Source organism: Teretinema zuelzerae (assembly GCF_021021555.1).
Classification (GTDB): domain Bacteria; phylum Spirochaetota; class Spirochaetia; order Treponematales; family Treponemataceae; genus Teretinema; species Teretinema zuelzerae.
The window spans coordinates 76112-88723 of the sequence record NZ_JAINWA010000001.1; the positions used below are offsets into that span (position 1 = coordinate 76112).

Genomic DNA, 12612 nt, shown 5'->3' on the forward strand with positions numbered 1-12612 from the left:
ATTATTTATCGATTATTTTCTTAATAGTATTGATCGTATTTTGATTGAATACTTTTTTAGCGAATTGTTTTGCCTTACCCTGAATATTGGTTTCAAGTGACATCATTATTTCCAAGGCATCACTTTCATCTTGATTGGTAGTAAAGACCTCAAGTATCATTGATCGTTTTATTTCAGGTGAAGTAAATGTATCAATCACAGATGCAAATTCTTCTTTATTAGAGGCTTGTAGATATAGATATCCAAGATCTTCTGCAAAATGCTTTACCAAAACATTTGATTTATTACCAAAGTGTCCAGCGGCGGCAATATATTTATCTGTATCATCTGCAAATTGATTTCCTGCGTGATTGAATTGTCTAAATTCCGTGCCTTTGCCATTATTTACCAGTAGAATCCTCACATTATTACCAACATGTCTATTCCCAAGCGAATTTAAATCATAAAAAAAAGCAAGGTCACCAATAACGCAATAATAAAGTCGATTTTGATTAACTAATGAAGCTCCTAATAAAGATGACATACCGCCATCAATTCCGAAACCTCCTACATTAGAAGAAGATGTTACAGAATCTGGCAATTCAAAAAAATTCCAAGAACGCAAACTGTTAAGTATGCCAAAATGAATCGTTGAATTCTTTGGTATTATATGGGCAGTTTCTGAGGCGATCCATATATTAGAGAACGGAAGATCCGGAATCTTACTATTAGTTAAAGCTATTTGATTTAAACATGCTTCGTAATATGTTTTCTTATTATTTATTTGACCTTCTTCAGTATAGTATTTAAAAAAACTTATTTCAGGTATTTCAAATACATTTTGCAACCTATGCATCGTGTCTCGTATCTCACCATCTTCACTTACACGCCAAACTACTTTTCCGGAAAAACCTAATGTATAATAATCTCCAGTTATTTCCCCAATATGAATTAGTAAATCTGGTCGATTATTTAAATCAATAAAATTTTGCTGAGCAGCAACCAAACAAAATAGAACTCTATATTTCCCATAGTAATTGCTCGAATGATCACAAAATACTACTGCATCATTCGCAGCACAAAAATTATCGAGAACTTTTGTTTCTTTCTCGGAAAAAACTTTATGCGATCCAACAAACACGCCGATTTTTCCTTTAGGCAAAGGAGGCAATTCATTAGATGCAGTATAGCGACGAATTACACGAACTTCGGGCAATTCTTTGACATCATAATTCTTGCTGTAAGTAGTAGGTAAGTTTATATGGACCGGACCACCACCGTTTCTTGATAATTCTAGAATTGCCTTGTTTATTTTTATTTCACAATCCCAATTATCATCATCATCCTTCACTATTGGTAAATGCACACTAAGTTTTACAGAATCTTTAGGCAATTGAGTTCTATCAATAACTTGCGCTATATGATGACCAATTCTAGAATAAAGTTGGGTAGAGGTAATAGCTAAAATAGGCAGCTTGCGATAATACGCTTCAGTCAAAGCGGGCAAATAATTTCTTGATGCAGTAGCCCCAGTACAACTCAATACAACAGGTTCATCTGATTCAGCCGCTAACCCACATGCCATGTATGCTGCAGATCTTTCATCAACACATGAAAATATAGTAAAAAAAGGATCATACTGAATACTTCCAATAAAAGAAACATTTGTAGCACCTGGAGAGGCGATTACTTTTCTTATACCATGTGCTTTCAATAAAGAAATTAGAACCTGAATAGCTTTTTCATCTGTATATCCATGTGTCATTTTTTCCCTCACATCATAAACCAATTCTACGAATTGTATACTTAAATATATTTTTCAGACTTCGAATATCCGAAAAATTCCAATACTCCTTTGAAATTCTGTCTTTCGAGCCCTCAGAACCATAACTTATCAAAGATTCTCCGATAGGTAAATTGCTTAAAAAATCTGATAAACATGTATTTAAACCCTCTGCAGGATGAATAAATCCACTAGTATCAATATATTTTTTAATTTTTTCATTAGAAAATAATCGATCATACATTCTATCATAATGAAGTTGATAAAACCCTTTATGCGCCTTTTCAAATTCTTTTATTCCGCATAAAAATATTTCGGGATCTTTACTAGTTAAATGTAGTATAGTTTGTTTATAGCAATTCCAGACATCCGACCAAGTTATTGATATATCATTTGTAATATGAAAGGCATTTGATAAAGCGGATTCTTGTCCTAAAATTGAAAAAACACCTCGGGCTACATCATAACCATGTGTTAAAGTTGTCTTCTTCTCAAATAAATCAACGGGAAATACGACTTTATGTCCATATAAAGCCCTGTAAAGCCAACCTTCTTTTTCTAATAAGCCAAATTGTAATCGATTATTGCTATACGTTATGTATGGGCGTACTATCGTCCAATTAATTCGTTTATTGTTGAACAAAATATCTTCTTGACGAGCTTTTATCAATGCATATTCTTCAGTTGATAGATATTTTTTATCTTCACATACATCCAGAAGCCTGGGAGAATTTTCTGTTAACACTACATTGGATTTGGCATACACACGAGAACTACTAATATAAACGTACTGATTGGTGTTTTGTAAAAGAAGATTAATCTTTTTAGAAAAGTCTATTGTCGAGTAAACCATGAAATCAACTATCATATCAAATTTTTGATTAAGTAAGCTGATCAAGAACTCATCTTCTTGGGCATTTCCTTGTATAAACTTAACGGTACCAAATGACTCTCTACTTTTTCTAGAAGTAACAAAAGTTTCAATATTACTCTGAGATAAAATATTGACTAAATGTTGTCCAATTGCACCGGTACCGCCTAATATCAGTGCTTTCAAGTTATTTTTGCCTTAATTTTGTGAATAAGAACTAATTTCTGATCTCTTGTAAGTCCTACTAAAAAGAAAAGAATTAATGAAGACAAAGAAGTAATAATAGTAATCAAAAGCAATGAAGAGAAATTTTGGGGGAAAATCCTATTGATAAAGTATGCCGGCAAACCAGAAAACAAAACAACAACTAATACAGGAATTAGTACTTCGATCATAAATTTTCTTATTGGGAGAGTTATTAGTAAATTCACTATGTATAACCGAACGATAAACATAATTAGATTTATTAGGATGGCACTATAAAAAACTATTTCAGCTGTTCCATCAAAGTATTTTATCCAAATAAACGATACAATAAAAATTAACAATTGAAGAGACCCAAGAACGAGCTCATATTCTTTCATTTTTCCTGGCGCTCTGGCTGCAGTAGTGATTGGCAAACTGATTGAATTAATCAACACCTCAATAACAGAAAGAATAGTAAAAAACACGACGTACTCCGGCAGTCGATTGAGCCAGATTGTTAATACATATTCCATTCTTAAACATAATGGAAGAGCAAAAAACCACATTAAGATAAATGTAATTTTACATCCGTTAAATATTAGTGAATACATTTTTGTTTTATTATCAAGAGCATATTCTTTAACAATTGGTGCATATAAACTTGTATTGAAATTTGCAGAAAAAACTGTTAATGCGTAGCTTACTTGAGAAGAAATTGCCCGAGATGCCACAATTATTGGATTAAAAAACTGATTTATAAGAATAGTGATAGCTTGATTTCGTGCAACTGTACTAAATGCACCAAATATGGACCACCCTGTAAAATTTGATATCTCTTTAAATAATTCCTTATCCCAACCAAGTTTAAATTTACACTCTACGTAATGTTTTTTACAATATCCCCGATAAATTGAAGTATTTATGAATCCAACAACAAAAAGAAGTACACCATACATACTTAATTTATCAAAAGGTAGTTTCTTTAATATAAAAACGATGAATAATTTTAAAGAGACTTCAATAATACTTACATATGCATATACATTCATATTTTCATGAGCGATTATACTTGACATGTACGGCGTTGTGATCAAAGTTATCGCAAAACTTAATATACTAAAGTGATAGACCCATTTCGCAGCTAATATTCTATTATCTGGTATTACAAGTTTATTATATATAAACCATAATCCAAAAGATTCAGCTACAACTACGATCACAAATATAAGAAGAATATAAATAGTGAGAGTAACACTAAATGTTTTCTCTAGCTGTTCGTAGTTTTGCCTACCTATATTAAAACTAAAATATCTTTGGCTCGCAGTCGCCATTGCTCCGCTTAAAAAGCTGAACATAGTAACAACGCCTGCTACAACATTATAAATACCATAATCTTCCGCACCCAATACCTCGAGAACAACGCGAACTGTATAGAGACTCACCAACATGATGAGAATTTGCCGAAAATACAACATGAGTGTGTTCTTCGCGATACGTTTACTATTGGACACTTCGGACATTTAAGCCTGCTTTTTTATGATTGGATTATGAGTAATATGAATAGAAAGGATTCAACCCAGGAACATTATCAATTTTGCATATATCTAGAGGTATAAATAAAGATAGGGAGATTATGCCCTCAAAGGGGTGGCGGAAAAGCCGAGGTGCGGCTTTGGAGCCAGGGGGAACCGCGGGAAGTTCGCCGCCGTAACCGGTGCAAATTACCCTGCAGAGCCCCGGAAGAGGTGGTCCCCCTCCCCTGAAAAGAACAAAAAGGCCTTTTTCGCTCGCTTTCTAAAAAGAAAAACGGGCAAAAAAGAAAGCCTGCGCATAGGCGGGGTGAGGAACAAATTCCTCCGGGTTTTTTGACCGGGCCGCCGAAACAGGCTCCGGGAAAACCAGGGGGATGTAAAAGGACGCTTCCAGGATAACAAAACAATCAACGCCGATGTTACACTATTTTTACCCTCCGGAGCAATAGAATCGGAGATACCTGGAACGGGTATTGAGTAAAATCGGATACCCGCAAAACAACCGCTTTTCTCCCCAAATTCCGTAAACAACACCAAAAAATCCCGTGTCATACTATAGCGGACACCCGTTGTACGGAAAATACCTACACAGAAGATGCCTCTTGTAAGGAAAAACCCTACAAACGGATGGGGCCAAAACAGGAAATTTCTCCTGAATTAATGGCCGAACACAAAAAAACAAAGGAGTTTTGTATGACAAAAATGGTGATGGTCGGCTTTACCGGCATGCGGCGGTTGGTAACGGAACGGTTTCTTGATTCGGTGTTCAAAGCCGATTCGATTGAAAACATCGAAACGCTGGAAGAGTTCTTCGCTTCTCCCCGGGGAGAAAACATCGACTGGATCGTATACTCAATCTTTTGCCTCGGGATAGAGATAGAGGAACACCTTGCGCGGCTGATCGAACTCCATCCTGAAAGCCGCCATGCGTGCTACTCCGAGTTTCCCGTATCCGCCTCCGTGGCGCTTAGATGCAAAAAAAGCGGGGCTTCGTACCTTCTGTGCAACCTGAACACTCAAACAGAACTTGAGCGCCTCTGTGCGAGCGTCGCCCTTGGCCGCCCCTGGTACCCGGAACACATCTGTGCTCTCGGCCAACGCGCGGAAAGGGACATTCTTGTGCGTTCAAACGGCCTCTCCGCGCGCCAACACACCGTATTACGGTGCCATTTTTTGGGAAAAACGCGCAAGGAAACCGGCGGGGAACTGGGCATAACGGAGAAAACAGTCTCCACCCACCGCGCCCGCTGCAACGAAAAAATGAAAACCGAAAGCCAGGCAGGCCTCTTTGCCGCGGCCGTTATGATGAATCTCGTTTCGCCGTTCGAGGTAATCCGGAGCCCCGAAACGGAAGAAATCGGATAAAAAAGGAGACGTACATGAGAAATGAAAGACCAGCCCTGATCGGCGGTCCGCTCGCGGAACTGCGCGAGTTTATGGGAGAGATGCGGGAGTTCAAGCGCCAAACGCTTGCCCGCCTCTCATCGATCGACCACAGCCGCGAACGAGCCGGCGGTTACCGCGTATCGGTCGTGGCCGTATGCATCGCCGCCATCGCCTGCGCGGGGAATATCGCGAACCTGATCGTCGGGCAGGGAGGCCGCTAGTGAGCGCGCTTAACTGGCACAAGCTTGCAGAAACCGGCAAGAAGCGGTTCGAACAAAGCGATGAAAAGGAACGATGGGAGGCCGCCCTGCTCGGCTTTGTCGGAACCCCCTACCGTTGGGGCAGCGAAGTGCCCGAAGGAGCGGATTGCTCAGGAGCCGTGTGCTTCGCGCTCGCCGCAGCCACGGGACTCGCCCGGCGCATGACGGCAGAAAGCCTCTACCGCACCGTGTTTACCGTGCAGGGGCCCGCGATCCGCGGAATCTCGGCCCTCTTCTTCATCTCCCGCAAGGAGAAACATGAAGGAGGGATACTCAAACCCGCTGGCGGCATACACCACGTTGCCGGCATCGTCGCCGAAGGAATCGCCGTGAACATGAGCGAGCCTGAAGGACGCCTCCGCGAAATCAGCGATCTCAAGCGTGTATACGACCGCTACGGCTACGACATGGTCGCGCGGGGACTGAGCCGCCGGGCATGGGAGCGCTTCGCGTATCCCGTACAGCTCGCAAAGGAATTCGACCCCGAATTCTACCCTTACTTTGAAGGAGAGCCGGCATGAGGGAGTCCTATATCGGCGAAAGCGTGGAGAATATCGCGAAGCGGGCGCTCGCCCTCCCCGCGAAACTCATCGGTTTCAAGCCCTGCTGCCTGTACCTGGCGACATGGCTTCTTGTTACCGGACGCATCGGAGAATGGGCATGGTTCGCCGTACTGGTAACCATACTTTTCGGGATCGTGGGCCTGAAGGCCCTCGGTCAAATCCACAAAACTATCTAAAGGAGTTTCTATGCTGCAAATCGCTTCCGTAACCAATTACCTGAAAACCTGCCTCCAGCCCTACCTGGTGCGCAGTGCCAATTCGGACATCGTGGAGGTGGACGAACTCGTTGACATCATGGCCGCAGGCCGCACCACCCTCTCCAAGCCGGACATTATCGGCTGCCTCCACCTCCTGCAGGAAGAGCTCATCAAGCTCGTGTCCGACGGGAAACACGTAAAAACCCCGGTGGGATCATTCTACCTCAGCGCGAGCGGACGGCTTGAAACCAAAGCCCAGGCATTTACCCCCGGCATCGGCGATCTCGATCACGAAATAACGCTGCATTTTCGCACCAATAAAACCGTAGAAGCGAAGATGAAAAGCCAGGCACGCTGGGAACGGGTGGAAACCTTCGACGTAACAACCGCCGTAATCGACAGCCTCTCCGTAGTCGCCCGGGAACCGGGAGAAAGCGCCCACGCGGGAGACACCCTCCGCGTCGTCGGCCGCCGCCTCAAATTCGACTCCGCAGACCCTGAATGCGGCCTCTTTATCGAAAACGAGAGCTCGAGCCTGCGCTGCCCCGTCTACCCGGACATTGCCCCGAGCAAACTCATCGCCGTGCTGCCCGCAGATCTCCCGAGCGGCACCTGGAAAGTAGTCGCCGTTACCAAGCCAAACGGGAAAAAAAGTAAAAGCGGCTACTACGAAAAAACCATTGAAGTAGCGTAAAAAGACCACTGGACTTTAAGCCGCGGACCACTGATAAACGAATCGTTTATCAGTGGTCTTTTTTTATTTGTCCAGTGGAAAACGGATCGATGTGCACTGGTCTTTTTTTCATTTTGCAGCGGGAAAAAAGAGGATGTTATTCATTCGGGTTATAAAAAAATCAAATTTTTTGAATTATATATTTATCAAACCAGGGAGGCACATTCTTACTCTGTACAGGACCGGAAAAATCCGCAATCTTTTAATCGAACAAGCCATTACTACATCTTGAATGTCTTTTTCTTCAAAATGACAGAAGGCTCAACTGAACCCAACACAACCTTTGAACCATCAGTAAATTCCTTGATGATTTCAGTACCGGAAACATAAGTAAGAGGTAAACCGGCAGCGAGAGACTGCCGAACAGCAAATTCTCCGGCGGCAGAAAAAATTTTTTGGCACGAATCATACCGAGCGGTACCGATAATCAATGTATCCATATGTATTATACAACATCATCAAGAATGTATCACCCCATCACCCCGGGCATACATACGTAAAACCGCTTTATCGTTCCGCTCTCTATTGACAACGGCCTCGCGGGGTGCCGTCGCTTCGCATATCTGTTATCGCGGAATCGAAGAGGACGGCAAGAGACGTTCCAAGCCATACTGTAAGGCCGCCGAGACCGAGGACTAACCCTTAGTCGATAAAACGTTCTTTCCCGGCTTGCCCTGCGACTCCATCATTTCTTTCCGCAATAGCTCGTTCATGAGCGTCTGGTACCCCTTCCCGAAGCTCTTGAGCCAGGCGATCACATCGGCATCGATACGGGCGGTTATCTGCTCTTTTCGCGGCTTGTAGAGGCTATGAAAGGGAATCGCTCGGGCGAAGTCGTCCTTAGTCCATTCGGGGATATCGCTGGTATCGACCTCGGAATCGGGAAGATTCGCGAGCGCCTCGATCCGCTTCTTTGCCGCTTCGTCCATGGGCTTAAAACCAGTTACCTTCTTCATAGAGCCTCCTTTCCGCCTGAGTTGCCTTTCGGGCGGAGTTTATCCGTATCGTTTCTTCGGTTTCGCCTTTCCGGATTGTAAAGACGACCAACGCCATCAACACGCCGTTTATCCGCCCGATGATTTGCTGGCGATCCTCGCTCTCGAAGTCATCGCGACGGGTAACCGCGAATGGATCAGCGAAGACGTATAGCCTGAATCCAGGGGAAGCGCCAGACCGGCAGTGTTGCGCACCTTAACCGCGACGTTACAATTCATGTATGAAAAAGTAAAACCTCTTTCGGTCCGTTATTTTTTGGATTCCGGGGGCGAACTTTTATTTCCATATCAAGATCTAATTGCGATAAATACTTAATAAGAGTAGAAAGTTTGATGTCGGTACGGCCTTCTATGCGAGACACAGCGGGCTGCGAAAAACCTTTAATCTCTGATTGTTTTACGTTATATTTCTCACGGAGTTCGGCAAGATTTATAAGTAAAAGTTCCTTCTCGTATATTTCGTTCGAACGGGAGATGGACTCCTCAGTCATTGTACTTTCCATCGCTTTCATCGCGTCTTTGACAATCGCCATATCATCCTCCTATAATCAGCTTGAAGCCAGATATTGCTCGTATAACGTTTCAGCTTCACTAATCAGCTTTTTGTAGAACCGTTTGTCTTCTGAACCGCCTTTTACATCGCCGGTTAGCAGGAGACATACGCGCTCTCCGGTAAAAAGAAAAGCAATTCGATATTTTCTACCTTGAGCCTGCACACGTAATTCCTTCAAATTCGAATACTTGCTACCCTTAAAATATCGATTATAACCTGCAGGTAATATTACGTCAAGGTAATATTATCGTGTATAATGAAATGTGCAATGAGTTCCCATGATTTTGCTGATTGTGGTTAACCAACATTAGGATGTTCCCGCCCTTTTTGTCACCCAAAAAGCGGAAACGCCTGACCGATGCTTACACACAGCGTGTAAGCTGATAGTCGCACAATAATCGAAGGCAATACCAGACACTGAAACAGTGAACTAGATTTTTACACCAGCTTACTCTATTCCTTGTTCACGAAGAAGGTATTTTAATTCATTCAAAGCTGAAATCTCGTTCGGAACTCGCCTGAGTCTCCTCCCTCATGCTCCCGATCTCGACCTCCGCATTATTCACCATTTAAAACCCTTAGTAACACTGTTTATTGATATCTAATATCTGTATTGATAAAAGCCGACGCACACCCTTAAATATGGTGATTTTGTCGGGCTAGAGGTTAATCCGGTCAGAACGAACCAATATCGTATTTAGAGGTGCCCATAATAGAAATCATTGGTATGTATATACAATGTAGATTTGACAAAGGTATATACAAAGTATATATTATTTCTGGAGGTTAGCATGCAAACTGTAGTCCAGAAGTGGGGAAATAGCCTTGGAATCAGAATTCCTGCTGTATTTGCAAGAGAATTCGAGCTTAAAAATGGAAGTTCAGTTGATATTATCGAAGACCAGGGGAGACTGGTTATCGTTCCCCAAAAACAATCGTTAGATGAATTACTCTCACTGGTAACAAAAGAGAATATGCATTCTTCGATTGAAACCGGCGGTTCTGTAGGGAAAGAAGAATGGTAAAAAACTATACTCCGGAAAAGGGCGATATTGTTTGGCTAGATTATACTCCTCAATCGGGGCATGAACAAAGAGGACGAAGACCTGCAATAGTGTTATCAAAAAAGGCATATAACCAAAAAATCGGGTTAGCATTATTTTGTCCAATCACGAGCAAAGAAAAAGGGTATCCGTTTGAGGTGAAAATTGTTGGAAAAAAAATAACTGGATGCGTATTAAGCGATCAAATAAAAAGCCTGGATTGGACAGAAAGGAATATTGAATATATTGAAGAAAGTAATAAAGATATTATCGAAGAAATTATCGAGAAAATTGAGTTGCTGATAGAGTAAAAAAAAATTGCGCAGAATGTCTGCTCAAGATCAAAACCGTTCTGCTACGAAGGCGGCGGCGCGGCGGCGGATATCTGCGAGGAGGGAGAGCTTTCCGAATACAATATTCAGGGCCAGGACGGTTTTATCGACCTCGTTCGAGTACTCGTGAGCGATTTCGTTTCGTAATTCCCGTAGGGAAAGCCATGTATCTGAGTCGACTATCTGAAGCTCCTCCATACGGTGGAGAACATCCAGAAAGGTTCTTCCTTTCACTTCTTCCCTGCCGAGCTTGAGAATTCCGGGAAAAACCTTTTCGCCGAGCGTGTCCTGCAGCTTTGAAAAACGATACACCATTTGGTCTACAAAGCTCGAATCAACCTCGTCGAGGCTGCCGAATGATTCTACCGTGAGAGGAAACCGATGAGACAAGCGTTCGGCGGCTGTGAGCATACGGTTCTCGTGTTTTTCGCATTCGGCTAGTTTTTCCAGCACAGCTTGAAGCATCACCTGGTCCGTCATAAGCGTATTCCTTTTATTCGAGCTTCGCGCTCGATCGCGCGGCTTTGATCCCCGGCAAGAACTACATCGATCTTCTGGTCGCCGATCCGTTGTTTGAGCGAAACCAGAAACTGCACCTTTCGTTGGAACAACGCCTCTGCTGATTCTCCAGCCTGCGGCACGATAAAAAGATCAATATCGCCGCCGGAAGCCGAATCGTTAACACGGCTGCCGAACAAATACACCTCGTCCGTACCAAAGTACGTAACGCACGTTTCCTTTATAGCCTGTCGGTCGTTTTCTGAAAGACGCATGGTCGGGGAATTCTCCTTACCGTAAAGGATACCCCAGCTATACCGCCGGAAGCAAGATCAGGGACTGAATTTCACAAATCCGGTTCGTTGCGGTATAATAATAGTCATGAACGCTTTTTTTCTCAATTTGTTCGACCGGATACCGCTATCCGGCTATTTGAAGGAAATCGCCGCGTGGGCGATCATTCTTGCCGCTTTAGGTTTGGCGCTGTTCATACTGAATGCGGTAATCAAGGGAATACTCAAAACCGCCGTGCAGAAGGCTGTGAGAAAGACGCACGGGGAATGGGACGACATCCTCTACGATTCGGGGACGATTGCGGCGCTTGGAAAGGCTGTGCTGCCGGTGTTGGCGAAAGTCTTTTTGACCGTGCTCTCGCCCGCCGGTCTTGCCGGCGCGGCAGGAGGGCTCGCGGCGGCAGGGAGCGCAGGGAACGCGCGGTTCGCCTCATTTTTGATCCGCTGCACGGACGCGTGGATCGCCTTCGCGCTCGGAAGCGCGGCGGCGGCCTTTCTGGACGCGGTAAACGAACTCTACCGGGCGAAAAACCCCGAACTGGCAAAGAAAAAGCCGATCAAGGGCTACCTCCAGCTCGTAAAAATCTTTATCTGGATACTGACCGCCATCATCGCGGTGACCGAAATCCTCAATATTTCTCCCGTGGGGCTCCTGAGCGGGGTCGGAGCGATGAGCGCCGTCCTCTTGCTGGTGTTCAAGGACAGCATCATGGGCTTCGTATCCAGCATCCAGCTCACCGCGAACGACCTCGTCAGAATCGGCGACTGGATCGAGATGCCCAAATACGGGGCCGACGGAGACGTGATCGACATAACGCTGCAAACCATACTGGTGCGGAACTGGGACTTGAGCGTAACGAGCATTCCCATCTACGCGCTCACCTCCGACAGCTTTAAAAACTGGCGATCCATGGCGGAATCTCCCGGAAGGCGCATCAAGCGGACGATCAACATCGATATGAAGACGGTGCGATTCCTGGAGGACGAAGACGTTGAGCGCCTTTCGCGCATTCCCCTGCTCGCCCCCTGGCTCGCCGGGCGGCAGGCGGAAATTCAGGCATGGAACGCCGAGCGCGGCATCGAAGGAGACGGCCGGGTTGCCGGGCGCCATTTGACGAATCTGGGCACCTTCCGCGCGTACGCGGAAGCCTATATAACCGCCCACCCGGACATTCAGCCGAGCATGACGCGCATGGCCCGCTACCTTGAAGCCGGAGCGACCGGCCTCCCGCTGGAACTCTACGTATTCTCCCGCGAGAAAGCCTGGGTCCAGTACGAAGGCATCATCGCCGACATCGTGGACCACCTCCTTTCCGTCATGGGAGAGTTCGGCCTCCGCGTATTTCAGAACCCCAGCGGCTGGGACATGGAAAAGGCGATGAAGGGGATCTAATTAACCAATACGTAG

General features: G+C 44.5%; 18 protein-coding genes and 1 pseudogene. 8 read left to right on the forward strand and 11 right to left on the reverse strand.

The annotated features are described in order from the left end of the window. Position 1: 1 nt before the first annotated feature. Genes K7J14_RS00345 through K7J14_RS00355 form a run of 3 tightly spaced genes read right to left on the reverse strand, consistent with a single transcriptional unit; the run spans position 2 to position 4267 of the window. A complete protein-coding gene (locus K7J14_RS00345; protein WP_230752061.1) occupies positions 2-1768 on the reverse strand; it encodes a thiamine pyrophosphate-binding protein in 1767 nt (588 codons plus the stop codon). Continuing rightward, positions 1758-2819 carry an NAD-dependent epimerase/dehydratase family protein gene (locus K7J14_RS00350; RefSeq protein WP_230752062.1) on the reverse strand — a complete coding sequence of 354 codons (1062 nt, stop codon included), beginning with the start codon at positions 2817-2819 and terminating at the stop codon, positions 1758-1760. The genes K7J14_RS00345 and K7J14_RS00350 overlap by 11 nt, the downstream gene beginning before the upstream one ends. After that, positions 2816-4267 carry an MATE family efflux transporter gene (locus K7J14_RS00355; protein WP_230752063.1) on the reverse strand — a complete coding sequence of 484 codons (1452 nt, stop codon included), beginning with the start codon at positions 4265-4267 and terminating at the stop codon, positions 2816-2818. The genes K7J14_RS00350 and K7J14_RS00355 overlap by 4 nt, the downstream gene beginning before the upstream one ends. Before the next feature lie 777 nt (positions 4268-5044). Here K7J14_RS00355 and K7J14_RS00360 point away from each other — a divergent pair. From K7J14_RS00360 to K7J14_RS00380, 5 genes are read left to right on the forward strand one after another with little or no spacing between them, the layout of a single operon-like run. Further along, positions 5045-5716 carry a helix-turn-helix transcriptional regulator gene (locus tag K7J14_RS00360; RefSeq protein ID WP_230752064.1) on the forward strand — a complete coding sequence of 224 codons (672 nt, stop codon included), beginning with the start codon at positions 5045-5047 and terminating at the stop codon, positions 5714-5716. Between the two features lie 14 nt (positions 5717-5730). Beyond that, positions 5731-5958 carry a hypothetical protein gene (locus K7J14_RS00365; RefSeq protein WP_230752065.1) on the forward strand — a complete coding sequence of 76 codons (228 nt, stop codon included), beginning with the start codon at positions 5731-5733 and terminating at the stop codon, positions 5956-5958. Next, the gene (locus K7J14_RS00370) at positions 5958-6518 is read left to right on the forward strand and encodes an NlpC/P60 family protein (RefSeq protein WP_230752066.1); all 561 of its coding nucleotides are present in this window, start codon (positions 5958-5960) and stop codon (positions 6516-6518) included. Before K7J14_RS00365 ends, K7J14_RS00370 begins: the two co-directional genes overlap by 1 nt. Next, positions 6515-6736, forward strand: a complete 222-nt coding sequence (locus K7J14_RS00375) for a hypothetical protein (protein ID WP_230752068.1) — start codon at positions 6515-6517, stop codon at positions 6734-6736. The genes K7J14_RS00370 and K7J14_RS00375 overlap by 4 nt, the downstream gene beginning before the upstream one ends. Positions 6737-6746: 10 nt before the next feature. Beyond that, a complete protein-coding gene (locus K7J14_RS00380) occupies positions 6747-7451 on the forward strand; it encodes a DNA-binding domain-containing protein (protein ID WP_230752069.1) in 705 nt (234 codons plus the stop codon). Between the two features lie 260 nt (positions 7452-7711). Here K7J14_RS00380 and K7J14_RS00385 read toward each other — a convergent pair whose 3' ends face one another. From K7J14_RS00385 to K7J14_RS00405, 6 genes and pseudogenes are all read right to left on the reverse strand, one after another. Then, a complete protein-coding gene (locus tag K7J14_RS00385) occupies positions 7712-7930 on the reverse strand; it encodes a hypothetical protein (RefSeq protein ID WP_230752070.1) in 219 nt (72 codons plus the stop codon). A 195-nt stretch (positions 7931-8125) separates the two neighbouring features. Then, the gene (locus K7J14_RS00390; RefSeq protein WP_230752071.1) at positions 8126-8446 is read right to left on the reverse strand and encodes a BrnA antitoxin family protein; all 321 of its coding nucleotides are present in this window, start codon (positions 8444-8446) and stop codon (positions 8126-8128) included. After that, positions 8424-8576: pseudogene (locus K7J14_RS16295) on the reverse strand (hypothetical protein); the annotation flags it as partial. The gene K7J14_RS00390 and the pseudogene K7J14_RS16295, both read right to left, overlap by 23 nt. After that, positions 8555-8704, reverse strand: a complete 150-nt coding sequence (locus K7J14_RS00395) for a hypothetical protein (RefSeq protein WP_230752072.1) — start codon at positions 8702-8704, stop codon at positions 8555-8557. The pseudogene K7J14_RS16295 and the gene K7J14_RS00395, both read right to left, overlap by 22 nt. Further along, on the reverse strand, positions 8701-9018 hold the full coding sequence (locus tag K7J14_RS00400; protein ID WP_230752073.1) for a helix-turn-helix domain-containing protein: 318 nt from the start codon (positions 9016-9018) through the stop codon (positions 8701-8703). Before K7J14_RS00400 ends, K7J14_RS00395 begins: the two co-directional genes overlap by 4 nt. Positions 9019-9033: 15 nt before the next feature. After that, entirely contained in the window at positions 9034-9216 is a 183-nt protein-coding gene (locus K7J14_RS00405; protein ID WP_230752074.1) for a type II toxin-antitoxin system RelE/ParE family toxin, read from the reverse strand. Between the two features lie 613 nt (positions 9217-9829). Here K7J14_RS00405 and K7J14_RS00410 point away from each other — a divergent pair. Both K7J14_RS00410 and mazF read left to right on the forward strand, forming a co-directional pair. Continuing rightward, positions 9830-10063 carry an AbrB/MazE/SpoVT family DNA-binding domain-containing protein gene (locus tag K7J14_RS00410; protein ID WP_230752075.1) on the forward strand — a complete coding sequence of 78 codons (234 nt, stop codon included), beginning with the start codon at positions 9830-9832 and terminating at the stop codon, positions 10061-10063. Further along, entirely contained in the window at positions 10057-10392 is a 336-nt protein-coding gene (gene mazF / locus K7J14_RS00415) for an endoribonuclease MazF (protein ID WP_230752077.1), read from the forward strand. The genes K7J14_RS00410 and mazF overlap by 7 nt, the downstream gene beginning before the upstream one ends. Positions 10393-10422: 30 nt before the next feature. Here the strand turns inward: mazF and K7J14_RS00420 are convergent, their stop codons facing one another. After that, positions 10423-10893, reverse strand: coding sequence for a hypothetical protein (locus K7J14_RS00420; RefSeq protein WP_230752078.1), 471 nt, complete (start codon positions 10891-10893; stop codon positions 10423-10425). Beyond that, entirely contained in the window at positions 10890-11186 is a 297-nt protein-coding gene (locus K7J14_RS00425) for a nucleotidyltransferase domain-containing protein (protein ID WP_230752079.1), read from the reverse strand. Before K7J14_RS00425 ends, K7J14_RS00420 begins: the two co-directional genes overlap by 4 nt. A 106-nt stretch (positions 11187-11292) precedes the next feature. Between K7J14_RS00425 and K7J14_RS00430 the strand changes: the two genes are divergently transcribed. Further along, the gene (locus tag K7J14_RS00430; protein WP_230752080.1) at positions 11293-12597 is read left to right on the forward strand and encodes a mechanosensitive ion channel family protein; all 1305 of its coding nucleotides are present in this window, start codon (positions 11293-11295) and stop codon (positions 12595-12597) included. Positions 12598-12612 lie beyond the last annotated feature (15 nt).

Coding starts and splice junctions, on each gene's coding strand:
- K7J14_RS00390 (WP_230752071.1), bottom strand. CDS start 8,446: ATGAAGAAGGTAACTGGTTTTAAGCCCATGGACGAAGCGGCAAAGAAG.
- K7J14_RS00430 (WP_230752080.1), top strand. CDS start 11,293: ATGAACGCTTTTTTTCTCAATTTGTTCGACCGGATACCGCTATCCGGC.
- K7J14_RS00375 (WP_230752068.1), top strand. CDS start 6,515: ATGAGGGAGTCCTATATCGGCGAAAGCGTGGAGAATATCGCGAAGCGG.
- K7J14_RS00425 (WP_230752079.1), bottom strand. CDS start 11,186: ATGCGTCTTTCAGAAAACGACCGACAGGCTATAAAGGAAACGTGCGTT.
- mazF (WP_230752077.1), top strand. CDS start 10,057: ATGGTAAAAAACTATACTCCGGAAAAGGGCGATATTGTTTGGCTAGAT.
- K7J14_RS00365 (WP_230752065.1), top strand. CDS start 5,731: ATGAGAAATGAAAGACCAGCCCTGATCGGCGGTCCGCTCGCGGAACTG.
- K7J14_RS00380 (WP_230752069.1), top strand. CDS start 6,747: ATGCTGCAAATCGCTTCCGTAACCAATTACCTGAAAACCTGCCTCCAG.
- K7J14_RS00410 (WP_230752075.1), top strand. CDS start 9,830: ATGCAAACTGTAGTCCAGAAGTGGGGAAATAGCCTTGGAATCAGAATT.
- K7J14_RS00395 (WP_230752072.1), bottom strand. CDS start 8,704: ATGAATTGTAACGTCGCGGTTAAGGTGCGCAACACTGCCGGTCTGGCG.
- K7J14_RS00360 (WP_230752064.1), top strand. CDS start 5,045: ATGACAAAAATGGTGATGGTCGGCTTTACCGGCATGCGGCGGTTGGTA.
- K7J14_RS00400 (WP_230752073.1), bottom strand. CDS start 9,018: ATGGCGATTGTCAAAGACGCGATGAAAGCGATGGAAAGTACAATGACT.
- K7J14_RS00355 (WP_230752063.1), bottom strand. CDS start 4,267: ATGTTGGTGAGTCTCTATACAGTTCGCGTTGTTCTCGAGGTATTGGGT.
- K7J14_RS00385 (WP_230752070.1), bottom strand. CDS start 7,930: ATGGATACATTGATTATCGGTACCGCTCGGTATGATTCGTGCCAAAAA.
- K7J14_RS00420 (WP_230752078.1), bottom strand. CDS start 10,893: ATGACGGACCAGGTGATGCTTCAAGCTGTGCTGGAAAAACTAGCCGAA.